Genomic DNA, 21,018 nt, shown 5'->3' with positions numbered 1-21,018 from the left:
CACAAGGAGTACGCGAATGTTTAATCGCATTTTAGTCCCGGTGGATGGTTCTAAAGGTGCCTTAAGGGCGCTGGAAAAGGCGGTGGGTTTGCAAATGCTAACCGGCGCTGAGCTCTATCTGCTGTGCGTGTTTAAACACCATAGCTTGCTGGAAGCTTCGCTCTCTATGGTGCGGCCCAACCAGCTGGATATTCCTGACGATGCGTTAAAAGAGTATGCCACTGAGATCGCCGTGCATGCGAAATCCCATGCGATCGAGCTGGGCGCTGACAGTGCCCGTGTGCGTGCTTTTGTGAAGGGCGGGCGGCCTTCGCGCATCATTGTGCGCTTTGCCCGTAAGCGAGAGTGCGATCTGATCGTGATTGGCGCCCAGGGCACCAATGGCGAAAAGAACCCGCTGCTAGGCAGCGTTTCTCAGCGGGTGGCGGGCGCGGCGCACTGCCCTACTCTGGTGGTCTAAATCCGCTAAACCTCTCGCTCATTTTGTGGTCTTATTGGCACCCACCACCCCGAAGATGCAGCTCGGGGCGGTGGGTGTTAGTCTTTGTATGACACTGTTTGGCGTTCAGCGCCGCTATAAAAAAGGATCTTTCATGAAACAACTGCTCTCTACCACGGCTCTGACAGGTTTGCTTTTGGTTGCCCCCTTTGCAGCGGCAGCGCCCGAAACGGATGAACAGCGCTTGGCTTACAGCCTGGGTGTTACCTTGGGTGAAAGCATGCAGGCCGACATCGAAGACCTCGACTTGGACGCGTTCAACGACGGTATGAGCGATGTGTTTGAAGGTAATGACTTGGCGCTCAGTGAAGAAGAGATGACCGAAGCGTTGATGGCGTTCCAAGAGCAGTCAATGCAAGCGCGTGCAGCCGAAGCTGAAGAGATAGCGCAAAACAATCTCGAAGAAGGCGAAGCCTTTCTGGCCGAGAACGCAGAGCGCGAGGAAGTGACCGTGACCGACTCTGGCCTTCAGTATGAAGTGCTTGAATCCGGCGATGGCGCCACGCCTGGCCCTGAAGATACCGTCGAAGTGAACTACGAAGGCATGCTGTTGGACGGCACGGTCTTCGATAGCTCTTTTGAACGCGGTGAATCCGTCAGCTTCCAGACCAATCAGGTCATCGAAGGTTGGCAGGAAGCGCTGCAGATGATGAGCGTTGGCGATAGCTGGATGCTTTACATCCCTGCGGATATTGCTTATGGCGAGAATGGCCAGGGGCCGATCGGGCCTAACGAAGTACTGACCTTCCGCGTTGATTTGCTAGGCGTCGAATAAGCGATGATCTCACACCCCACTTCTAGCCTGCATTCTCTCGCCCAGGCACTGGTTTGCTTAGGTCTTTGCACGCCGCTGCTAGCGCAGGCCGAGACGGACAGTGAGCCTGAGGATCTGCCCGCCCTGAGTGCTGCGAGTGAGCAGGCCAGCGTAGTGGGGGTATCGTCGGGTGGTTATATGGCGACCCAGCTAGCGGTAGCTTGGCCCGAGCGGTTTAGTGGCCTAGGTGTACTGGCAGCAGGACCCTGGAGCTGCGCCCAGGGCTCGCTCAGTTTGGCGCTTAATCAGTGCATGATGACCCGCCGTGGCTTGCCTTCGCTAGATGAATTGGAGGCTCGCCACCAGCGCTATATTGAGCTTGAACAGGTTGGCAGCGCTGAGGCGCTTAGCCAGCTTAGGGCCTACTTATGGCACGGCGAAGAGGATGAAGTGGTTGAGCCACAGCTCGGCGACCTGCTTGCTGAGCAGTGGCAGCAGTGGCTTGCTTCGCCTGATCAGCTACGCGTTGCGCGCAGTGAAAATGCGGGACATGGCTGGCCGATACGGTTGCCCAGTGAAGCCGCCCCCGGGCCTCAGGAGTGGGGCGATTGTCGTCAGGGGGGCGGCAGTTTCCTATTATCCTGCGATGACAATATTGCCGGAGAAATGCTGGATTGGCTCTACCCCGAACGGGAAGTCTCTGGTGCTGGTGAGCGTAGTAGCGAACAAGAGGGTGAGCAAGGTGGTGAACTCGTCGCGTTTGATCAGTCTGAATTTGCGGTAAAAGGCCTAGCCGACACCGGCTATGTGTTTATACCCGAAGGCTGCGAAGCGGGCGAGTGCCCGGTAACGTTGGCGCTCCACGGCTGCCAAATGAATGCAGAAGCCATTGGCGATACGTTTATACGCTACACCGGGCTCAATGCCTGGGCGGCAGCGCATCAGCAAATCGTGCTCTATCCTCAGGCAGAAAGCAGTATGGCGAACCCGCAGGGCTGCTGGGATTGGTGGGGATTTGCTGAAAGTACCTGGCAGTTAAGCCCGCAGCACGATACCCGTAGCGGTACCCAGATTGGCGCGCTGCTGGCGATGCTGGATCGTTTACAGGCGGCACCCGAACAAGCCGATTAAGAAGAAACTGCGCTTAACCGTCTAGTTCGCTCTCTAATGCGGAAACTAACCCATGCGGGGTCGGTGAGTAGAGCACTCGCTGAAGAATATCGCCCTCGCGATTAACCAAAAAGAGCGAGGCGCTGTGATCAATGGTGTAGTCCATTGCGGAATCCGGCGCTTCGACTTTCCGCCATATCACCCCATAGCGTGAGGCGACATCTTCAAGCTGTTCCTGGCTGCCTACCGCGCCGATAAACTCCTCGCCGAAAAAGCCCATGTACTCCTGCATGCGCGCGATAGTGTCGCGTTCGGGGTCAACGGTAATCATCACTGGCACTACCCGCTCGCGCTGCTCTTCGGAGAGTTGGGACAGGGCTTGACGCTTAACCGACTGGGTCATGGGACAAATATCGGGGCAGTAGGTGTAGCCAAAGGAAAGAATCGCGACTTGATCGTCGTCTAACTGGGTTAACGAGAAATCACCCTGGGTAGAGGGCAGTTCAACTGGGCCTCCTACCGGTTCGCCCTCTTGGGGGGCGAAGGCATACTGATAGAGGCCTATGCCGCTGACCACCAGCAAAACCGCGACCAACGCCGCGCCTAGCCATAACGGTTTCCTTGCCATATGCGTTAACTCCGAATTACGTCAAAATCGAACCAACTGCCTACCTTGCCTTCTGCGGTTTCCAGTATGACACGTGCACGCCAGGGCATAACGTTTTGAGTGCAAATGCCCACTTGGCCTTGACCTTCAAAATGGCCGGGAGCACCTGCGCTAAGGGCAAAACGGTGTAGCCCCAAATCCATATCTCGACCAATAAAATCTACTTCGACCTGGGTGGCCGTTACACCATCGACTTCTACTTCCAGTGGTAATATCTCCAGTGCATCGATTTGCCCATTTGCCTGAACCGCGAGCGTGATGCGGCCCTTATCGCCCAAAGTGGCAGAGCAGGGCGCTGCATGCAGGTTGCAGCTTGAAGTGGGGGGAAACCATGTCACATCACTGTCGCGGTGTAGCCAATGTGAAAAGGCATACCACGCGCAGGCCGCTAGCGCCAAGCCAGTGACCAGTATCAGTACCCTTAAGGCGGGAAAGCCCGCCGGGTGTGCAGGTTTTGATGTCATCTTCATGGCAGAATAATCGCTACGCAAGCCGTGGGGCGGGGAATCATTGCCATGGTAACAGCAATCGCGCCGATATCGCTGTGCTGGGATGTCGCAGGCAAAAGGGACGTAAATGGAGAGTATCACTGGTGCCTTAGGCCCACTATTTCTGTTGATCTTACTGGGCGCCGTGCTTGGCTATTGGCGCTGGCCCAGCGACACCTTTTGGCCGCATATGGAGCGGCTGATCTACTTTGTGCTGTTTCCGGCCATGCTGGTGGGCACCTTGGCCACTGCGGATGTAAACCAAGTGCCGGTCGGCCGCTTGGCGCTGGTGCTGTTGGGCGCGATGGCGCTGTTTGGCTTACTGCTGTGGCGTTTGCGTGGCTGGCTACAGCTAACGCCCGCGGCGTTTACGTCGGTATTTCAAGGCGCGGTACGTTTTAATACCTATGTGGGCGTTGCTGGCGCCGCCGCGCTACACGGCAGCTTAGGCGCGACCACCGCAGCCGTCGCTGTGGCGCTAATGGTGCCAGTGGTTAATGTGATGTGCGTGGCCAGCTTTGTCGCCGCTGGCACACTCGGCGGTGCTAGCGTAGGTAAAAGTGCCATGGCGTTGATTAAAAACCCGCTGATTCTAGCCTGCCTAGCGGGTATCGCCCTGAACCTTTCGGGCGTTGGTTTGCCGGGCTGGAGTCAGGATACGGTAGAGCTACTGGGGCGTGCGGCGCTGCCGTTGGGGTTGGTGGCCGTGGGTGTGGCGCTGCGCCCAGCGGCACTGCTGCGCATTGACCGCGGCTTACTGGCCACCAATAGCGTTAAACTGCTGCTCATGCCCGCGCTGGTATTGGCACTCACTTGGATCTTGCAGCTGGATCCCGTAAGCCGCGACGTAGCGCTACTGTTTGCAGCACTGCCCACCGCCACCTCTGCGTATATCCTAGCCCGCCAGCTGGGCGGCGATGCCGAGCTGATGGCCGCGATCATTACTGGCCAAACCCTACTGGCCATGCTCACCCTCCCGCTGTGGCTGCAGTTGGTTAGCTAAGAGTAGGGCTGGGAAAGCTAAATAAAAAATATTCGTATTTATGTTGACGGTGTAAATGAGAACTATTACAGTGTGGTTGTCAGCGTTTGATGAGACGCTGGCAACCAGGACAGCTGTTGATTTCAGAATCAGCGCCAATTTTCTGTCATGGTTTCTCCCTCTCATTGCTAGTCACGGTCTTTTTGCCGCTCCAATGGAGCGGCTTTCTTTTTTTGTGGATCCCTCTTTTTATAATCTTGTGTCAATCGCAATGAGGATCTGTGCAAACGCTCATTGAGTGTTTGTCTGCCTCACGTGTCAGTTAAACCAGCGCTGTTCGCTGGGAAACAGTGCAGATAGAGGCGCGAGGTTGCTATGATCAAAAGTAAATAAAAAATATTCGTATTTGTATTGACGCGGTAAATGAGAACTATTACATTGTGGTTGTCAGCGTTTAATGAGACGTTGGCAACCACGACAGAAACCGCCAGTTTCCTGTCATGGTTTCTCCCTCTCATTGCTAGTCACGGTCTTTTTGCCGCTCCCTTGGAGCGGCTTTCTTTTTTGCGTCTACTAACCTTCCCCGCTCTCTACGCTTACCGATTTTTGGCTACGTGTATGCGCTTAGCCGCTTATATTTTTAATACAAAAACCGCTGTAGCGACGCAGGATGACATGTGTCATTGCTTGGGGGCGCTTTGGCGTCTACGTTTTATAAGTAGCGTTTAAAGGCGTTTATTAATAAGCACACTAACGGAGGAGTTTGCTATGAGCGATACACAAGATCTTTTCCCGACTCGCTTGGAACGAAAGTTGGGAATGTTTAAGCGTATTGATCCCGTGGTATATGGCGATGAATCACAGCTTGCGAATGGCCCTTTGAGCAAGTCAGAAATTGATGAGTACGAGAAAAAGGGGTTTCTGTCATTTGAAGGCTTTTTTGACGCCGATGATATGCAGGCTTTTCTTCAAGAGCTGCGTGAGTATGAAGACGATGCTGATCTCAAGCTCTCAGAAGGCACTATCCTTGAGCCAGGACGTGAAGAGATACGCACCGTTTTTGGCATTCATGATGTTTCAAAACGTTTTCAGCGCTTGACCCAAGATCCCAAATTGTTAGCGATCGTCAAGCAACTGCTGGGCAGCGATGTGTATATCCACCAGTCACGCATTAACTATAAGCCAGGCTTCAAAGGCAAAGGTTTTGAGTGGCACTCCGACTTTGAAACATGGCATAGCGAAGATGGCATGCCGCGTATGCGTGCGTTAAGTTGCTCTATAGTACTCACTGACAACGGGGAGTTTAACGGTCCACTCATGCTAATCCCCGGTTCGCATCAGTACTTTGTTCCCTGTGTGGGACGAACGCCGGAAAATAACTATAAAGAGTCGCTAAAAAGCCAAGAGGTGGGCGTGCCCCCAGCCAGTAGCCTTCGCGAGCTAATGTTAGAAAACGATATCGAGGCGCCTAAGGGGCCCGCCGGATCGCTGGTGATCTTTGAATGCAATACCATGCACGGCTCGAACATAAATATGTCTTGCTGGCCGAGAAGTAATCTGTTCTTTGTTTACAATAGCGTTGAAAACACGCTACACGACCCTTACTGCGGCAATCGACCGAGGCCTGAGTTTCTGGCCAATCGTTCGGAATGGGAGCCGCTTAAACCGCTTAATGAGTAATGCCAATGCGCATCGCCGTATTCAGCGCTAAACCCTACGATCGCACTTTTATTACTCGCGCTAACGCAGGGGAGCGACACTCCTTGAGCTTTTTGGAGGCGCGTCTAACGGCTGATACGGCCCCTTTGGCTAACGGCTTTGATGCGGTTTGCGCCTTTGTTAATGACTGCCTTGATGCCACCGTGTTAGAGCAACTGCATAACGGTGGCACAAGGTTAGTGGCGCTGCGTTCGGCGGGCTTTAATCATGTTGATTTAGCTACCGCCGAACGGTTGGGCATTACGGTGGTACGGGTGCCCGCCTATTCCCCCCACGCAGTGGCAGAACACGCGGTCGCCCTAGTGCTAAGCCTTAATCGCATGACTTATCGCGCCTACAACCGGGTGCGGGAGGGCAATTTTGCCCTGGATGGCCTGCTGGGGTTCGACCTGCAAGGTAAAACCGTGGGCGTTATTGGCACGGGGCATATCGGGCTGATTTTTGCCGATATTATGCACGGCTTTGGTTGTCGGGTAGTGGCCAGCGACCCGTTTCCCAGCCCGGCTGCTAAATCCTTTGTTGAGTACGTGCCGCTAGCAACGCTATTTGCCAGCGCCGACATTATCTCGCTGCACTGCCCGTTAACGCCTGAGACTCACCATTTGATTGATGCTGACGCCATCGCGCAAATGAAGGAGGGCGTCATGCTGATCAACACCGGCCGCGGAAGGGTGGTCGATACCCAAGCTGTGATAGCAGGCCTGAAAAGTGGCAAAATTGGCCGCTTAGGGTTGGATGTTTACGAAGAGGAAGAGCAGCTGTTCTTTGAAGACCTCTCCCAGGGCGTGATTGACGACGATCAGTTTATGCGCCTAACGACCTTCCATAATGTACTGATCACCGGTCATCAGGCTTTCTTCACTGCCGAGGCGCTGACCAATATCGCCGAGACCACGCTGGCGAACATCGACGCTTTTGAAAGTGGAAGTGGCACCATGCATCGGGTGGTTAGCGCCAAGTAAATATAACTTTAAGCTGCTAGTGCATACACTTTAAAATAATCAGGAGACCGCCCCATGCAGCTCTATTTAAATACCTCTTCTCCCTATGCACGCGTTGTGCGCGTGTGTCTCTATGAAAAGCAGCTGATCGAGCGCACCGAGCTTTGCTGGTGCGACCCTTGGGCGGCGGATAGCGAACTGTTGCAGATTACGCCGCTTAGCCGTATTCCAACGCTGGTAACCGACGAGGGTGATGTGCTCACCGAGTCGCTGTTGATTGCTCACTATCTGGATACAGTGGGCGAAGGGCCGTCTCTGATGCCCAGTAAAACATTAGCGGAAACCCTGGCGCTGGCAGGGTTGGGGCAGGGCTTGATGGACGCCGCCTTTAACGTGGTGATCGGCCGCAAACATAGTGGCCACGAAGTGGATACGACGCTGTTGGGGCAGCGCCGTTTAAAAGCGATCGAACGCACCCTGATAACACTTAATGCCCACCCCAGCGTGCTGGCAGGCAGTGCCCAGCGCACCCTGGGGACGATTACCGTTGCCGTGGCGCTGGCGTATATCAGTTTTCGCCTACCGGCCTTTGATTGGCAAAACCGCTACCCGACGCTACATGCTTGGCAGGCGAAGGTGGTGGAGGGCGAGAGCTTTGCGCTAACTGAATTTGAGTAGGAACCCACTATTTCAGATAGCGCATAAAGACTAGGCCATCGCGAGGTGGAGACAGCCCGTAGATTCACCCCTCCCGGCGATAGATCAAATCCCAAACCCCGTGACCCAGTTTTTCGCCGCGTGCTTCAAACTTGGTTAGCGGGCGGAACGCCGGGCGTGGCACGTACGGTGCGGTTTCCGCGCTGGCGGTATTGGCATAACCGGGGGCCGCTTCCATTACCTCGGCCATCCACTCTGCGTAGGCTTCCCAGTCGGTGGCCATATGGAAGGTGCCGCCGGGCATCAGGCGAGTGCGGATCAGCTCAACAAAGGCAGGCTGCACGATGCGCCGTTTGTGATGCTTCTTCTTCGGCCAGGGGTCGGGGAAGAACAGCTGCAGCGTGGTTAGCGAGCCTTCGGGCAGGCACTGCTCCAGCACCGCCAGGGCGTCTTCCCGGTAAACGCGGAGATTGGTCAGGCCGCGTTTATCGACTTCATCCAACAGCTTGCCAACACCGGGGGCGTGGACTTCAATGCCGATAAAGTCGGTGTCTGGATGAGTCTCGGCCTGTTCTATCAGCGAGTTACCCATGCCAAAGCCGATTTCTACGACCCGCGGTGCCTTACGGCCAAACAGGGCGTCCAGGTCTTGACGACCGTCGGCGATGGTCAGGCCAAAGCGCGGCCAGATATCTTCTAAGCCACGGTTCTGGGCCTGGGTCATACGCCCCGCGCGGATCACGTAGCTTTTAATGCCGCGGCGGTGCAGCGGTGCATCCGTACCTTCCGGGCCTGTGGTGGCGTTGCTTTCGGGCGCGGTGTGACTTTCTGGTCCGGTATCGTTGGGTTCAGTCATGGGGTCTCGAATTAATTAACCGTTAATACGGCCAGCGAAAGGTGAAGAAGGATCGGCGGATTGGCGGCGCGGCATACGTCCGGCTAAAAACGCATCGCGCCCGGCTTCCACGGCCAGCTTCATGGCGTTGGCCATGCGCAGCGGCTCGCGGGCGTGGGCAATGGCGGTATTCAGCAGCACACCGTCGCAACCGAGTTCCATCGCCATGGCAGCGTCTGACGCCGTGCCAATGCCCGCATCCACCAGTACCGGTACCTTGCTCTGCTCAACGATCAAACGCACGTTGTGCGGATTCTGAATGCCGTGACCCGAGCCAATCAGTGAGCCTAGCGGCATGATGGCGCAGCAGCCCATGGCTTCTAGTTCGCGTGCCACAATAGGGTCGTCGCTGGTGTACACCATGACGTCAAAGCCATCAGCAAGCAGCGTTTCAGCGGCTTTTAGCGTCTCGACCACATTGGGGTAAAGCGTGTGATCGTCGCCGAGCACTTCCAGCTTGACCAGATTGTGACCGTCGAGCAGTTCGCGGGCCAGGCGGCAGGTGCGAACGGCATCTTTAGCGTTGTAGCAACCGGCGGTATTGGGCAGCAGGGTGTAGCGTTCGGGGGAAATAACGTCTAGCAGGTTGGGCGCATCGGCGTCCTGGCCTAAATTAGTGCGGCGTACCGCAAAGGTCACGATTTCAGCGCCGCTTTGGGCAATGGCGGCGCCGGTTTCGGTAAAGTCTTTGTACTTGCCTGTTCCAACCAGCAGGCGCGAGTGAAAATCGCGTCCGGCGATGGTTAGCAGGGTATCGGCTAGCGCTACATGCGTTTGTTGGGTCATAGTGTTTCCTTTAGCCGCCGCCAATCGCGTGAACCACTTCCACTTGGTCACCATCGACCAGGCGGGTGTCGGCGTGTTGGCTGCGGGGGACGATCTCTTCGTTAATTTCGACGGCGATACGACGACCGCTAAGGCCCAGCTGTTCAACTAAGTCAGCGGCGGTTAGGCCGGTCGACAGCGTATGGGGTTCGCCGTTTAGACGTATCTGGATAGACATAGATAGGCGTGTCTCATTCGTCGTGGTAGTTCGTTCTTTAAGGCATTCTCTATTGTAGCGGTTTCGCACCGCGCAAGGTAAGCCGTAGGTGCAATCAGCGCGATGGATGCCACCCACAATAGGAGTAGGAGAGCAGCGTGCAACGAATAGATAAAGTGTGGTGGTGTATCGCGGCGCTCTCGGGCGCCATGATGGTAATGCTAGGCGCCTATGCCGCCCATGGCCTGGCGGCGCGCACCACAGAAGCGATGGTGAGTGCGGTTGAAACCGGCGTGCGCTATCAGGCCTGGCACACGCTTGCCGTCATGATCGTGCTGGTATGGCGCCAAGTGCAGCCGCTTGCCGGACAACGCTGGGTGCTGGCGCTGTGGGCGCTTGGCATGTCGTGTTTTTCAGGCTCGCTCTACTTGATGGCGCTGGCGGGGCTGAACCTTGGCATTGTCACCCCTATTGGCGGGCTACTGTTGATGGCCGGTTGGTTGGCGCTTGGAGCGGTAGCCCTGCTAGCGCAGCGCCGTCATACGTAGCCGTAACGCGTTGCCAATCACGCTCACTGACGAGAGGGACATCGCCGCTGCGGCGATAATCGGTGATAACAAAATACCTGTGAAGGGGTACAAAATCCCTGCGGCAATGGGGATGCCTGCCGCGTTGTAAGCAAAGGCAAAAAAGAGATTTTGGCGGATATTGCGCATGGTGGCTTTTGAGAGCTTATGCGCCGTGGCAATACCGGTAAGATCCCCTCGTAGTAGGGTAACCCCAGCGCTTTCTATTGCCACATCGGTGCCGGTTCCCATTGCAATGCCGACATCAGCTGTAGCCAGCGCAGGTGCATCGTTCACGCCGTCGCCGGCCATGACAACAATGCGCCCTTCATCGCGGAGATGCTGAATCACTCGGCCCTTGTCTTCTGGAAGTACTTCAGCTTCGACCTCATCAATGCCTAGCCGACGCGCCACAGCTTCTGCGGAGGTACGATTATCGCCTGTCAGCATTACCACTCGAATGCCTTCAGCCTGTAGTGAACGGATAGCTTCTTCGGTGGTCTCCTTGACCGGATCGGCAATGGCGAGAAGCCCAGCCAAATTCCCGTCGATGCTCGCAAAGATGACCGTAGCACCGTCACTGCGCAATTGATCGGAATGTGTGTCTTGAGACTGGGTGTTAACGCCTTCGCTTTCCATCAAGAGCCGGTTGCCCAGGGCAATACGCTTGCCATCTATCTGGCCTATAACGCCCATGCCGTTGGGAGCCTCGAAGTCCAACGCTTCTGTTAATTTTACCTCTGCCTTTTTAGCCTTTTCGACTATTGCATGGGCCAAGGGATGCTCGCTGCCTCGCTCAAGACTAGCTACCAAGCGCAAAAGCTCCGATTCAGCAATGCCCTCAGTGGGAATCAACTCGGTCACTCGTGGTTTGCCTTCGGTAAGCGTGCCGGTTTTGTCGACGACGACGGTGTCGACTTTCTCTAGACGTTCAAGAGCTTCGGCGTCGCGGATCAACACGCCTAACTGGGCTCCGCGCCCTACGCCCACCATAATCGACATGGGGGTAGCGAGGCCTAGCGCGCACGGACAGGCAATGATCAGAACACTAACCGCCGCAATCAGGCCAAACGCCATCGGCGGGGTAGGGCCCCACACTGACCAAGCGATGAAAGCCACAACGGCAATGAGAATAACGACGGGTACAAAGACGCTGGCGACTTTGTCGGCAAGCCCTTGAATGGGTGCGCGGCTACGCTGGGCGCTGGCGACCATTTGCACAATCTGCGACAGCATGGTGTCCTGGCCGACCTTGTCAGCGCGCATGACAAATGATCCTTGGCCATTGATACTGCCACCAATGACGCCATCGCCAACTTCTTTTTTCACCGCTAGTGGTTCGCCGGTAACCATAGATTCGTCAACGTTGGAGCGACCTTCCATCACTTCGCCATCTAATGGCACCTTATCGCCGGGGCGCACCCGTAGACGATCCCCGACCTGAACCTGATCAAGGGAGATATCTTCCTCATTGCCCTGACCATCAAGGCGTAGAGCGGTAGCGGGCGCTAGGTCGAGCAGGGCGCGAATAGCGCCAGAGGTTTTTTCACGAGCGCGTAGCTCTAATACTTGTCCCAGTAAAACTAAAACGACAATCACTGCCGCTGCTTCGAAATAAACGGCCACTGAGCCATCGGCTTGTCGGAATGCATCGGGAAAGATGCCCGGAGCGAGGGTGGCCAGCAAACTGTAGATCAACGCGGTGCCGGTACCGATCGCGATTAGCGTGAACATATTAAGGCTGCGATGCACTAGCGAATGCCATCCGCGTACAAAGAATGGCCAACCTGCCCAGACGACTACCGGCGTTGCCAGCAGTAGTTGAATCCAGTTAGAGGTTTGCTGGGAAATAAAATGCATAAGGCCAAACACGTGGCCACCCATTTCTAGGGCAAACACGGGCAGGGTCAGTACTAGGCCGATCCAGAAACGCCTGGTCATGTCCTTGAGTTCGTCTGAAGGGCTGGTGTCAGCAGAGACGGTCTCAGGTTCCAACGCCATGCCGCAGATAGGGCAGTCGCCTGGCCCTTCTCGTCGAACTTCGGGGTGCATCGGGCAAGTATAAATAGAACCCGAGGATACTGACGCTAGTGACTGTTTGCTTGGCCCAAGGTACGCGTCAGGCTTGGTAACAAACTTATCTCGACACTTTTCTGAGCAGAAGTACCAGTCCTTACCCACGTGATGGGCATGGTGGTGAGTGGCATGGGGGTCAACATCCATGCCACAAACAGGGTCTTTCACCTTTCTTTCGGCATGGTCTTCAGACATCGTTCATTCTCCCCGTTTGGCGAACAAGGCGCATGGCTTCGTGCTCTTCAAGATCCAAAAGAGACTCTAGGAGATCTTTGGTTTCAGGAATTTCCGCTTTGCCGACGAGGGTTCGATAAAGATTTATTGTTTGTTCATGGAAATCAAAAACCTCTCGGCAAATGTCGTCAACACTCAGCTTAGCGTAGGGAGCATCGCAGGTACGATGCGTACGGATAGGTTTATGCTCCAAATAGTCATAAGCGTAGGTTTTTAATGCTTTTGCATCAGCAGTCTGTTCAAAGCGCGCCACAACGCGCTGCATTTCCGATTCCTGTGTAGCTAAGTAACTGAGCAACATGCGAGCGCGTTCTTCTTGGTGTTGATCGGCGCAATGGGCAAGGCAATCAGCAAGATGCTTGTGTAGCTGACGCGTCCAATCGATCAATTCACCAAAGGTTCTGACGTCCATGGGTAGCTCCTATAACGCTATTAACGTTAATGGGTATGAGAGTGATCGCTATCGTTTGAAGTGTCGCGTTTGGATAAGAAAAGCCACTCTCCGAGTAAAAGACTAGCCATTACTACGCTGGCAACGATGAGCACTAACGGATCAGAGGTGGCTTTTACCCAAACAAAGCCAATTAACACGACGGCATCAAGCAGTATGGCAATGCTAGGAATGACAGGATTAGCCCCCACACTGTCTTTCAGGTGGCGAAGCACACCCCAGTGAATGGCCATATCCATGATCAGGTAGAAAATGATGCCTAGTGCTGCGATGCGGCTCAGGTCAAAAAAAGCGGTGAGCGCTAAACCAAACACGATGGTGTACACCAGTGTGTGCTTTTGCACACTGCCCGGCATATGAAAATGGCGGTGGGGAACCAACTTCATTTCTGTCAGCATGGCGAGCATGCGTGAAACGGCAAAGACACTGGCGATGATGCCGCCCGCCGTTGCCAGCATGGCGAGGATCACGGTAAACGCAACCGCTGCTTCACCCAGCGCGGGCCGGGCCGCAGCAGCCAGGGAATAATCCTGCGTTTCAATTATTTCAGGCAGGGAAAGGTTACTGGCAACGGCAAAACCGACCAGCGCATAAATCACCACGCATAGCGCAATCGAAATGGTGATGGCTTTGCCAACGTTGCGTTTGGGATCTTTAAGTTCAGAGCCGCTGTTGGTAATGGTGGTGAAGCCTTTGAAAGCCAGGATACCGAGCGCCGTGGCACCTAGAAAACCAGCTAATGTCGGTGTGGGGGCGTCGCTACCAGAGCTGGAGCCCATTTCCAGGGAGTCGGCGATAAACACACCGACAATACCGAACACCACAATGCCGCCTATTTTGATAAATCCGAGCACCGAGGCGACAGTCTCGATCAGGCGGTTAGTTGATAAGTTGATCAAGAAGGCCGTTAGCAGCAAGCCGACCCCGAGCAAGGGCACGAACAGCGAACGGTCGCCCATATCAAACAGTTCAAGCGTATAAGAGCCAAAGGTTCTCGCTAGAAAACTTTGTGCGATCACCATGGAGAAATACATAAGAAGGGCGTGAAAAGCAGTAGTCAGCGTCGGGCCGTACGCTTTCTGCAAATACATGCCAATGCCACCTGCCGATGGATAGGTATTGGATATTGTGACGTAGGAATACGCGCTAAAAGCAACGATGACCGCAGCGGCCAGAAAGGCCAGAGGGAATAAATATCCTGTCATTTCGGCCATTTGGCCGGTAAGGGCGAAGATGCCGGCCCCAATCATCACGCCGGTGCCTAATGCAACGGCACCGACCAAACTAAGGCTACCTTCTTCGTACTGCGGCGTTCTATCCTTATCCGCCATGGGCAAACCTCCTTTTACTGAGCCAGCAACGGGCGCGGTTGCTGCACTGCTATTGAGCGTTCCTTACCTATAGCGTGGAAGGCTTACCTGAAAGCAACCTGAATATCGCCCGATGAAAACATGACCTTGATCAAGCGTTATGCGAATAGGATGGGCTCACCCGATCAACATGCGAAGTGGCATCCACAGCCCCATACCCATCATTACGAGGTTTTCGGTGAGTGACACAAAGCCTAGCGGTACGTTGCTGTTGCCACCCACGCAGGCGCATTTGAGCTCACGTTTGTCGATATATACCGCCTTAAATACCGAAACAGCCCCCACGGTGCCGACGAATAGCGCCAGTGGTGCGGCCAGCCAGATAAGCGTGCCCGCCAACATCAGCAGCCCCGCAAGTGTCTCGGCGTAGGGGTAAACGTAACTGTAGGGGACGTGGCGCTGGGCGAGCAGGTCATAGTTGAGAAACATGGTGCTAAAGCTTTCTACATCCTGCAGCTTTTGCAAACCCAGGAGCACCATCGCCGTGGCGACGGCGTACTCCGGCATACGTGCAGTGAATAGCGTGCCCTGCGCCGCCCAACTGACGGCAAAACCGACGAGCAGTGCGGTGGCAAAAATCGCCAGCACGGGGCGATAGGTGGTGGCCTTTGGATCAGGAACGCTCATGCCCAGGTGCTTACGCAGCTCTTCATAGCCGCCAATACGTTCATCGCCCAGATATACCTGCGGCGTCGTGTCGACGTTTTCCTGCTGTTTAAACGCGTCAATTTCTTCCCGTGAGGTCAGCAGGTTGTCGTCCACCTCGTAGCCTTTGCGCTTGAGCAGGTCGACGGTTTTTAAGCCGAACGGACACATGTGCTCCGCTGTTTTCATCCGATAAACGCGAGCAGTAGAGTGCGTGGTTGATACCATCATTAGCCTCTTGTTTATTCATTAACTCGATATTGCTTACCTATTAGCCTAGAACCTATGTGCCACCTTTAGGTCAAATGGGCGGTTCTCACTAGTTTGTCCAAGCAGTGTAGGTGCCTGGGAACCACAGGCATCGTTGTACAAAAAAACGCCACCTTCCGGTGGCGCAGTGCTTAACGATTTAAAACATTAACCTGACACCTGCAACCACACCGGCATCTTCGCTACTATTCCCACTAGCACGCGAAAGGTCGGCGGTATCGCCATACTCTTTTACCCAGTAAGCGCCCACGTACGGAGCGAAGCGGCGGGACACTTCATAGCCGAGACGCATACCCACACGCACTGAGTTTAGCCCCTCGCCGACACCAAACTCCTCGACTTCGCTGGCAGCAACGGCTATTTCAGTACGTGGCTGCAGATAAAGGCGTTGCGTCAGGCGCAGGTCGTATTCGCCCTCAAAGCTGGCGGCCAGGTCGCCGTCATCGCTCAGCTTTAGGGCGACATCGGTTTCGATGCCGTAGGGCATCACCCCTTGCAGGCCTACCACGGCATAGGTGCGCTCGGCGTGGTCATCGGAAAATACGCCACCCTGGTAACCCACGCCGCCCTGTAACTCCCAAAAGTCGGCAACCAGGCGACTGTAGAGCAGTTCAAGGGATTCGAACTCGGCATCCTCGCCGTCGCCCTGGACGTTCTCGCCTTCCGACTTGAGGTATACACGGTTAACATCGCCGCCGTACCAGCCTTGAAAGTCCCACACAACGGCCTCTTCGCCGTTATCAGGCACGCTATATTCAAGACGATCAAAGAGCGCCATACCCATATTGTGTTCCATCATCGGGGCTGGCCAATCTTTCGGCGCATCGTAACCATCTTCCGCATGGGCAGCGGTGGTTATGACAAACGCTAAGCTAATGCCAGTGAAGTAGAGCTTGGCTTTCATACTGCCTCCTTAAGAAACCTGAACAACGCGGAACATTCCGGCATCCATGTGATAGAGCAGATGGCAATGGAAGGCCCAGCTGCCTTCGGCATCTGCCGTGATCAGCGCCGAAACCCGCTCGCCGGGCTTAACGTTCAAGGTGTGCTTGCGCGGAATCAGCTCGCCCTGACCGTTTTCCAGCTCCATCCACATACCGTGCAGGTGAATGGGGTGTTCCATCATGGTGTCGTTGACCAGGATCAGGCGTAGGCGCTCGCCCTTTTCGAAGTGGATGGGGCCGGAGACCTCGCTGAATTTTTGGCCGTCGAACGACCACATGTAGCGCTCCATGTTGCCGGTGAGGTGCAGTTCAAGCTCGCGTCCAGGCTCGCGGCGGTCGGGCCAAGGAGTGAAGGCTTTCAAGTCTTGGTAAACCAGTACACGGCGCTCGTTGGGATCAATACCTATGCCCACTTGACCATAGCGCGAGCCCGGCTGGGCTTCACCAGACGCCAGCATGCCGCTTGCGAGTGCGAGTGCGTTGTGCTGCTCTCCGGTCATACCAGTGGGGTGTTCCATGCCACTCATACCCGACATAGCTGAATGATCCATGCCTTCCATGTTGGAATGATCCATATCGTCCATATTGGACATGCCCGAGTGATCCATGCCCTGCATGTTCGACATACCCGAATGATCCATGCCCTCCATAGTGGAGTGATCCATGCCGCCCATGCCATGGGCACCCATGGCTTCCATACCGCGGTCAGCAATTTGGCGACGGTCAGGAATCTCCGCCTGCATGCCTTCACGCGGGGCTAGGGTGGCACGAGCGTAGCCGCTGCGATCCATGGATTCGGCAAAGATGGTGTAGGCTTGATCGTCTTCGGGTGACACCAAGACGTCGTAGGTTTCGGCAACACCGATACGGAACTCATCGACAGGGACGGGCTGAACCGGTTGGCCGTCGGCGGCTACTACGGTCATTTTGAGGCCGGGTATACGTACATCGAAGTAGGACATCGCCGAGCCGTTGATCACTCGTAGCCGAACACGCTCACCCGGCTTGAACAGGGCGTTCCAGTTTTCCTCTGGGGAGTGGCCGTTGAGCAGGTAGGTGTAGGTACTGCCGGTAACGTCGGCAATATCCCGTGAGCTCATGCGCATTTTGGCCCACATACTGCGCATCTCGACGGTGGGGGCTAAACCATTTTGCCGTACATCGGCAAAGAAATCGGCAACCGTGCGTTCCTGAAAGTTGTAATAACCCTCCATGGTTTTCAGATTGCGAAATACCGACATGGGGTCTTCAAACGTCCAGTCCGTCAGCAGCAGCACGTGTTCGCGGTCATAGCGGAAAGGCTCGCGCTCGTCAGCGTCGATAATCAGCGGCCCCACGTGGCCTAGCTGCTCCTGCATACCTGAGTGGCTGTGGTACCAGTAGGTGCCGTTCTGGCGCACAGGGAAGCGGTAGGTGAAGGTTTCACCGGGCGCGATACCGGCAAAGCTGACCCCCGGTACTCCATCCATTTCCGGTGGCAGAATCAAGCCGTGCCAATGAATGGAGGTGGATTCATTAAGTAGGTTGGTAACGCGTAGCACCGCGTCCTGCCCTTCCTTTAGGCGAATCAACGGGCCGGGGCTAGTACCGTTGATGCTAAAAGCGCTGGTCTCCTGGCCATCAATAGAAATGGACTCACGCCGGATGGCCAGCGATACCTCCGGGCCTTCTTCCACGCCCTTGGAATAGACGTTTGTACGCCCCCAGGGGTTGGCCCAGGCGGGGCTCAAACCCATGGCAGCGGCAGAGCCCAACCCCAGCGCCGCACTGCCTTTCAGCACCTGGCGGCGTGAAAGCGGGTGGGTGATAAAATTCGAACGCGTCATATAAAGCTCCCATCGCTGATGAATTTCATCATCTTGGGGGAGCAAGCTGAATCAATGCTGAAAAAGACGCTATGCGGCGTTAATACCCCTTAGTGGCAGCGTGGTGGTTACCCGCAGACCACCCAACGGGCTGCGTTCGAACTGGCAGTGTCCTGCGTAACGCGCCACTAGCTGCGCAAGTATGGAAAGCCCCAGGCCGTAACCAGGACGGCGTTCATCCAGCCGGGTGCCGCGCTCGCCCAAGCGCGCTATATCGCTTTCAGCAACGCCGGGGCCGTCGTCGTCAATCGTTAGTGTTAGAGCGAGCTCAGAAGTGCTGATATGGCAACGAATCGCGTTGGTGGCCCATTTGCCTGCGTTATCCAACACAATGCCCAGCATTTCGGCGTAATCGTGGGCGTCGATAGGCACTTGGTCGCGCTGATTAACTGCTTGCGTTAGCTCGAACACCTGCTGAGGATAGAGGCTCTGAAACATAACCATCAGGCGCTGGCTGTCGCGGGCGAGGTGGGTCATGCGCCCTGCATGGGGGCCAGCAATACGCGCGCGGCGAAGCTCGGCATCTAACTGAGCGTTGATATCCTCCAATCGCATCAGTACCTTGTGGCGGCGGCTTTCATCAATGGGTCTGCCGCCTCTAAGTACTTGGGTGATCGCCGCCAAAGGTGTCTTAAGCGCATGAGAAAGGTTGGCTACCGACTCTCGTGAGCGCTGCAATCGCAAGTCGATGTCATCCATAAAGCGATTGAGTTGTGCGACCAAGCCATCAAGCTCTGCGGGGGCTGCAAGAGAAAGCCGTTGACGCTCTCCAGACTGGAGCTCTTCAAGCTGTTGTCGCAGTTGCCATAATGGCTTCAGGCCACGATTAACGGCCAGCATGTTGAGTGCCACCAGCACCGATAGCAGGCCTGCCGCAATGCCACCTACCCACCAGTGCAAAGTGGCTAAACCTTTTTCTACCTGAGAAAAATCTTCACCGATTAACAATACGCCGTTGGTGCCTTGCCACTCGAATTGCTGGCGATACACCAGTAAGTGGCGCTCGCCGCGCTTTACCTCGACTAGCGAATCACCAGCTTCCTCAAGTAAGGTTGCTAGCTGACGTTGCCATTCGGGGTGTGAGGCGCTGATCTCACCATTAAGTCGCAGCACATAAAGGTGGTGAAAAACCTGATAACTTTGACTCGCCGATGTGAGCGAAGAGGGTATGGCTAACTGGTCATTTTCCAACTGCGATACTGCGTGTTCGGCTTCACGCTTGAGGCGTTCACCGAGAAACTCCTTAGCAAGATTTTGCAAAAACACGCCGTGCAGCAACCATGTCAAACCCACGACTAAGAGCGCAACGCCTCCCAGCCAAGCTAGCAGGCGAAACCTTAAGCTACGTTTATTAACGTGAAACAAAAACGTACCCCTGGCCGCGGCGTGTCTGGATAATCGATTTGCCAAGATAACGGCGCAAACGAGCCACGTATACCTCTACCAAGTTGGGTGCGGCAGCGTCTTGCTCCAACGCGTAAAGCTGTTCCAGCAATCGCTCCTTGGAGTGAATACGGTCAGGGTGGAGCATCAGGTAGCGTAGTAGTCGAAACTCGGTGGCGGTAAGCGAACGCCATGTTGTCCCTTCGCTACAAACACGCTGGCCCGCTTCATCCAAGGACACCCCGTTGAGAGTGATGACTTGGGATAATTGGCCAGAGTGCCTGCGTAGCAGGGCCTTTAAACGCGCCATCAGTTCGGCTTCGTGAAAGGGTTTGGTGAGGTAGTCGTCAGCCCCTGTTTCCAAGCCAATGACCTTGTCTTCCCAGGTGTCGCGCGCGGTGAGTATCAGAACCGGGGTCGGGCGTTTTTGCTTGCGCCAACGCGTGATTAGCTCAAGACCCGAACCATCGGGTAATCCAATATCTAGGATGGCAAGCTCGTACTCCTCGGTTGCCATGAACGACGTAGCCGACTGAACGGTGTCGGCTACGTCGACGAGGTAACCGTTGTCTTTCAGACTTTCAGCCAAACTTTCAGCTAATAGGTCATCGTCTTCTAAAAGCAACAGTTTCATAGGGAGCCTCTGATTAATGTGATGAGCGCAGGCCAGACAAGGCAAAAATCAACGAAAAAGCGGGGTTGTAAATGAGCATTTTGAGATGATTTTTAACGCAGTATGGCCAAGCGCAATAGTTAATCAGAGGTTTCATAGGTTATATCGCGTTAGAAATTAATATCACCATACATCCCTGATTCATAATGGCCAGGGATATTACAGGCGTACTCCAGACTCTCAACGTTCGAGGGGGCTGTCCACACCAGTGTTTTGGTCTCACCTGCCCCAATGGTGATAGATGGCATCTGCCCGCCGTGCGCACCTTCTGCCATGTCGTGGCCACCGTGTCCGCCATGAGCGTCACCATGGCCGCCACTCATTTCCTGCATCATTATCCGATGCTCTTCCTGGGCGGCTTTATCACCTATTACAAATTCGTGTTCAAGGTTGCCATTATTGATAATTTCAAACCGAATGGTTTCACCTGCGGTGACTTGTATGGCTTCAGGATCAAACCACATATCACCCGCTTCTACGCTAATCGTGCGGTCAACCTCGGCATTGCTAGCGCTGTGCTGACTGTCCTCGTGCTCACCAGCGGCCCATGCTGTGAAGGTTAAGGTACTAAGCGATACCGTTAGTAGGCCAAGCATCAGGTAATTCGTGCGCATTATGTTTGCCTCGCAGTGGTATTTACCCATTACTTATATCGCGCGAACCTGAAATGAGCCTGAACCGTGAGTTTTCGGACAGAGCCTAATGACCTGCGTCAAGAAAGCATTGTTAAACATGCTGGCTAACTTGACCTCCGTGTCACACATAGGTTGTAAGCTTCAGTTGTGTAATAAGCATGTTGGTATCATTGCTTTAATGCTCGTAGGAGTTTTGCCATGATGAACGCAGA

22 protein-coding genes are annotated in these 21,018 nt (G+C 55.0%); 8 read left to right on the top strand and 14 right to left on the bottom strand.

Translation table 11 applies throughout. The annotated features are described in order from the left end of the window. The first annotated feature begins 16 nt into the window (after window positions 1-16). The 3 genes from KF947_RS10400 (at window position 17) to KF947_RS10390 (ending at window position 2,384) form a co-directional block, all read left to right on the top strand. A complete protein-coding gene (locus tag KF947_RS10400; RefSeq protein WP_088700144.1) occupies window positions 17-460 on the top strand; it encodes a universal stress protein in 444 nt (147 codons plus the stop codon). Between the two features lie 133 nt (window positions 461-593). After that, on the top strand, window positions 594-1,274 hold the full coding sequence (locus tag KF947_RS10395) for an FKBP-type peptidyl-prolyl cis-trans isomerase (RefSeq protein ID WP_227406196.1): 681 nt from the start codon (window positions 594-596) through the stop codon (window positions 1,272-1,274). Window positions 1,275-1,277: 3 nt separating this feature from the next. Then, a complete protein-coding gene (locus KF947_RS10390; RefSeq protein ID WP_227406195.1) occupies window positions 1,278-2,384 on the top strand; it encodes a PHB depolymerase family esterase in 1,107 nt (368 codons plus the stop codon). Window positions 2,385-2,397: 13 nt separating this feature from the next. Here KF947_RS10390 and KF947_RS10385 read toward each other — a convergent pair whose 3' ends face one another. Continuing rightward, window positions 2,398-2,991, bottom strand: a complete 594-nt coding sequence (locus KF947_RS10385) for an SCO family protein (RefSeq protein WP_133733626.1) — start codon at window positions 2,989-2,991, stop codon at window positions 2,398-2,400. Window positions 2,992-2,996: 5 nt separating this feature from the next. Then, window positions 2,997-3,500, bottom strand: a complete 504-nt coding sequence (locus KF947_RS10380) for a hypothetical protein (protein WP_227406194.1) — start codon at window positions 3,498-3,500, stop codon at window positions 2,997-2,999. A 106-nt stretch (window positions 3,501-3,606) separates the two neighbouring features. Between KF947_RS10380 and KF947_RS10375 the strand changes: the two genes are divergently transcribed. The 4 genes from KF947_RS10375 to KF947_RS10360 all read left to right on the top strand — a co-directional run bounded on the left by KF947_RS10375 (window position 3,607) and on the right by KF947_RS10360 (window position 7,838). After that, window positions 3,607-4,521: an AEC family transporter gene (locus KF947_RS10375; RefSeq protein WP_223288401.1), complete on the top strand. Its 915-nt coding sequence runs from the start codon at window positions 3,607-3,609 to the stop codon at window positions 4,519-4,521. Window positions 4,522-5,268: 747 nt separating this feature from the next. Further along, window positions 5,269-6,180, top strand: coding sequence for an ectoine hydroxylase (gene thpD / locus KF947_RS10370; RefSeq protein WP_223288402.1), 912 nt, complete (start codon window positions 5,269-5,271; stop codon window positions 6,178-6,180). A 5-nt stretch (window positions 6,181-6,185) separates the two neighbouring features. Further along, window positions 6,186-7,181: a 2-hydroxyacid dehydrogenase gene (locus KF947_RS10365; RefSeq protein WP_227406193.1), complete on the top strand. Its 996-nt coding sequence runs from the start codon at window positions 6,186-6,188 to the stop codon at window positions 7,179-7,181. Between the two features lie 54 nt (window positions 7,182-7,235). Continuing rightward, window positions 7,236-7,838, top strand: a complete 603-nt coding sequence (locus KF947_RS10360) for a glutathione S-transferase N-terminal domain-containing protein (RefSeq protein ID WP_227406192.1) — start codon at window positions 7,236-7,238, stop codon at window positions 7,836-7,838. A gap of 64 nt (window positions 7,839-7,902) precedes the next feature. Here KF947_RS10360 and trmB read toward each other — a convergent pair whose 3' ends face one another. From trmB to thiS, 3 genes are read right to left on the bottom strand one after another with little or no spacing between them, the layout of a single operon-like run. Continuing rightward, entirely contained in the window at window positions 7,903-8,673 is a 771-nt protein-coding gene (gene trmB, locus KF947_RS10355) for a tRNA (guanosine(46)-N7)-methyltransferase TrmB (RefSeq protein WP_227406191.1), read from the bottom strand. 15 nt (window positions 8,674-8,688) lie between these two features. After that, on the bottom strand, window positions 8,689-9,498 hold the full coding sequence (locus KF947_RS10350) for a thiazole synthase (RefSeq protein ID WP_227406190.1): 810 nt from the start codon (window positions 9,496-9,498) through the stop codon (window positions 8,689-8,691). 10 nt (window positions 9,499-9,508) lie between these two features. Then, window positions 9,509-9,715, bottom strand: a complete 207-nt coding sequence (gene thiS / locus KF947_RS10345) for a sulfur carrier protein ThiS (protein ID WP_088700159.1) — start codon at window positions 9,713-9,715, stop codon at window positions 9,509-9,511. A gap of 137 nt (window positions 9,716-9,852) precedes the next feature. Here thiS and KF947_RS10340 point away from each other — a divergent pair, with 137 nt between their 5' ends. Beyond that, on the top strand, window positions 9,853-10,242 hold the full coding sequence (locus tag KF947_RS10340) for a DUF423 domain-containing protein (protein WP_227406189.1): 390 nt from the start codon (window positions 9,853-9,855) through the stop codon (window positions 10,240-10,242). Here KF947_RS10340 and KF947_RS10335 read toward each other — a convergent pair. The 9 genes from KF947_RS10335 to KF947_RS10295 form a co-directional block, all read right to left on the bottom strand. Next, window positions 10,219-12,531 (bottom strand): heavy metal translocating P-type ATPase, encoded by a 2,313-nt coding sequence (locus KF947_RS10335; RefSeq protein WP_227406188.1) that lies wholly within the window; start codon window positions 12,529-12,531, stop codon window positions 10,219-10,221. The genes KF947_RS10340 and KF947_RS10335 overlap by 24 nt on opposite strands. Further along, entirely contained in the window at window positions 12,524-12,982 is a 459-nt protein-coding gene (locus KF947_RS10330) for an ATPase (RefSeq protein WP_227406187.1), read from the bottom strand. Before KF947_RS10330 ends, KF947_RS10335 begins: the two co-directional genes overlap by 8 nt. Before the next feature lie 26 nt (window positions 12,983-13,008). Continuing rightward, the gene (locus KF947_RS10325) at window positions 13,009-14,352 is read right to left on the bottom strand and encodes an APC family permease (RefSeq protein ID WP_227406186.1); all 1,344 of its coding nucleotides are present in this window, start codon (window positions 14,350-14,352) and stop codon (window positions 13,009-13,011) included. A gap of 156 nt (window positions 14,353-14,508) precedes the next feature. Further along, window positions 14,509-15,264 (bottom strand): glutaredoxin, encoded by a 756-nt coding sequence (locus KF947_RS10320; protein WP_413614130.1) that lies wholly within the window; start codon window positions 15,262-15,264, stop codon window positions 14,509-14,511. A 181-nt stretch (window positions 15,265-15,445) separates the two neighbouring features. Further along, on the bottom strand, window positions 15,446-16,210 hold the full coding sequence (locus KF947_RS10315) for a copper resistance protein B (protein WP_133733617.1): 765 nt from the start codon (window positions 16,208-16,210) through the stop codon (window positions 15,446-15,448). A 9-nt stretch (window positions 16,211-16,219) separates the two neighbouring features. Continuing rightward, window positions 16,220-18,076, bottom strand: a complete 1,857-nt coding sequence (locus tag KF947_RS10310; protein WP_227406184.1) for a copper resistance system multicopper oxidase — start codon at window positions 18,074-18,076, stop codon at window positions 16,220-16,222. Window positions 18,077-18,145: 69 nt separating this feature from the next. Next, window positions 18,146-19,381 (bottom strand): ATP-binding protein, encoded by a 1,236-nt coding sequence (locus KF947_RS10305; RefSeq protein WP_227406291.1) that lies wholly within the window; start codon window positions 19,379-19,381, stop codon window positions 18,146-18,148. An 85-nt stretch (window positions 19,382-19,466) separates the two neighbouring features. Beyond that, on the bottom strand, window positions 19,467-20,132 hold the full coding sequence (locus KF947_RS10300) for a response regulator transcription factor (protein ID WP_133733614.1): 666 nt from the start codon (window positions 20,130-20,132) through the stop codon (window positions 19,467-19,469). A 149-nt stretch (window positions 20,133-20,281) separates the two neighbouring features. Further along, the gene (locus tag KF947_RS10295; RefSeq protein WP_223288408.1) at window positions 20,282-20,785 is read right to left on the bottom strand and encodes a plastocyanin/azurin family copper-binding protein; all 504 of its coding nucleotides are present in this window, start codon (window positions 20,783-20,785) and stop codon (window positions 20,282-20,284) included. Window positions 20,786-21,018 lie beyond the last annotated feature (233 nt).

This window comes from Halomonas sp. FeN2, assembly GCF_020595105.1.
GTDB lineage: Bacteria > Pseudomonadota > Gammaproteobacteria > Pseudomonadales > Halomonadaceae > Vreelandella > Vreelandella neptunia.
The sequence above is the reverse complement of the archived record's forward strand: the minus strand, read 5'-3'. Positions and strand labels throughout refer to the sequence as shown.

Bases quoted from the DNA above. Each gene is read 5' to 3' on its own strand.
- KF947_RS10400 (WP_088700144.1), top strand. From the start codon at position 17: ATGTTTAATCGCATTTTAGTCCCGGTGGATGGTTCTAAAGGTGCCTTA.
- KF947_RS10395 (WP_227406196.1), top strand. From the start codon at position 594: ATGAAACAACTGCTCTCTACCACGGCTCTGACAGGTTTGCTTTTGGTT.
- KF947_RS10390 (WP_227406195.1), top strand. From the start codon at position 1,278: ATGATCTCACACCCCACTTCTAGCCTGCATTCTCTCGCCCAGGCACTG.
- KF947_RS10385 (WP_133733626.1), bottom strand. From the start codon at position 2,991: ATGGCAAGGAAACCGTTATGGCTAGGCGCGGCGTTGGTCGCGGTTTTG.
- KF947_RS10380 (WP_227406194.1), bottom strand. From the start codon at position 3,500: ATGAAGATGACATCAAAACCTGCACACCCGGCGGGCTTTCCCGCCTTA.
- KF947_RS10375 (WP_223288401.1), top strand. From the start codon at position 3,607: ATGGAGAGTATCACTGGTGCCTTAGGCCCACTATTTCTGTTGATCTTA.
- thpD (WP_223288402.1), top strand. From the start codon at position 5,269: ATGAGCGATACACAAGATCTTTTCCCGACTCGCTTGGAACGAAAGTTG.
- KF947_RS10365 (WP_227406193.1), top strand. From the start codon at position 6,186: ATGCGCATCGCCGTATTCAGCGCTAAACCCTACGATCGCACTTTTATT.
- KF947_RS10360 (WP_227406192.1), top strand. From the start codon at position 7,236: ATGCAGCTCTATTTAAATACCTCTTCTCCCTATGCACGCGTTGTGCGC.
- trmB (WP_227406191.1), bottom strand. From the start codon at position 8,673: ATGACTGAACCCAACGATACCGGACCAGAAAGTCACACCGCGCCCGAA.
- KF947_RS10350 (WP_227406190.1), bottom strand. From the start codon at position 9,498: ATGACCCAACAAACGCATGTAGCGCTAGCCGATACCCTGCTAACCATC.
- thiS (WP_088700159.1), bottom strand. From the start codon at position 9,715: ATGTCTATCCAGATACGTCTAAACGGCGAACCCCATACGCTGTCGACC.
- KF947_RS10335 (WP_227406188.1), bottom strand. From the start codon at position 12,531: ATGTCTGAAGACCATGCCGAAAGAAAGGTGAAAGACCCTGTTTGTGGC.
- KF947_RS10330 (WP_227406187.1), bottom strand. From the start codon at position 12,982: ATGGACGTCAGAACCTTTGGTGAATTGATCGATTGGACGCGTCAGCTA.
- KF947_RS10325 (WP_227406186.1), bottom strand. From the start codon at position 14,352: ATGGCGGATAAGGATAGAACGCCGCAGTACGAAGAAGGTAGCCTTAGT.
- KF947_RS10320 (WP_413614130.1), bottom strand. From the start codon at position 15,264: ATGGTATCAACCACGCACTCTACTGCTCGCGTTTATCGGATGAAAACA.
- KF947_RS10315 (WP_133733617.1), bottom strand. From the start codon at position 16,210: ATGAAAGCCAAGCTCTACTTCACTGGCATTAGCTTAGCGTTTGTCATA.
- KF947_RS10310 (WP_227406184.1), bottom strand. From the start codon at position 18,076: ATGACGCGTTCGAATTTTATCACCCACCCGCTTTCACGCCGCCAGGTG.
- KF947_RS10300 (WP_133733614.1), bottom strand. From the start codon at position 20,132: ATGAAACTGTTGCTTTTAGAAGACGATGACCTATTAGCTGAAAGTTTG.
- KF947_RS10295 (WP_223288408.1), bottom strand. From the start codon at position 20,785: ATGCGCACGAATTACCTGATGCTTGGCCTACTAACGGTATCGCTTAGT.